This is a genomic window from Candidatus Skiveiella danica (assembly GCF_022705245.1).
Classification (GTDB): domain Bacteria; phylum Pseudomonadota; class Gammaproteobacteria; order Burkholderiales; family Burkholderiaceae_C; genus Skiveiella; species Skiveiella danica.
In genome coordinates this window covers 316-973 of record NZ_JAKJEW010000095.1, presented here as the reverse complement: position 1 = coordinate 973, position 658 = coordinate 316, and the positions used below count along the sequence as shown (strand labels likewise).

At 48.8% G+C, this 658-nt stretch carries 1 protein-coding gene; it reads left to right on the top strand.

Annotated features, from left to right (window positions below):
- Positions 1-658 (top strand): NAD(P)(+) transhydrogenase (Re/Si-specific) subunit beta (locus tag ACMUOY_RS20165; RefSeq protein ID WP_413894518.1); only part of this gene is annotated, 658 nt, incomplete at both ends.

Sequence of the window (658 nt, the reverse complement as noted above, 5' to 3'; positions counted from 1 at the left end):
TATTGCGGTTATGGCCGCAGGGTTGATTATCAACCCGAACAATCATTTTTTCCTACCGGTTTTAATTGCCGCTGCGCTGGTTTTCGGATTACTGCTGGTTATGGGCATCGGCGGAGCGGATATGCCAACGGTAATTGCCATACTCAATGCATACGCTGGTCTTTCAGCGGCTGCTCTGGGGTTTGTTTTGGACAACCAGTTGTTGATTGTAGCCGGAACATTGGACGGCGCGTCAGGATTTATTTTGGCTATTCTTATGTGCAAAGCAATGAACAGGTCATTTGTAAATGTCCTGTTTGGCGGATTCGGCGCAACGGCATCAAAGGGCGTCATTGCAACCGGTGATGTCAAACCCATCAATATAGAAGATGTCTACCTGATGCTTGAGGCAGCTTCGTCCGTAACATTTGTGCCTGGCTACGGCATGGCAGTATCGCAGGCTCAGCAAGTGCTTCGGGAACTGGGTGAATTACTAGAAAAAAATGGCGCTGAGGTTTTATACGGTATACACCCGGTGGCCGGGCGCATGCCCGGACACATGAATGTGCTACTGGCTGAAGCAAACGTTCCTTACGATCAACTGATCGAAGCCGAATTAATCAATCCCAAAATGCCGACAACGGATGTTTGTGTGGTAATTGGCGCCAACGATGTTGTT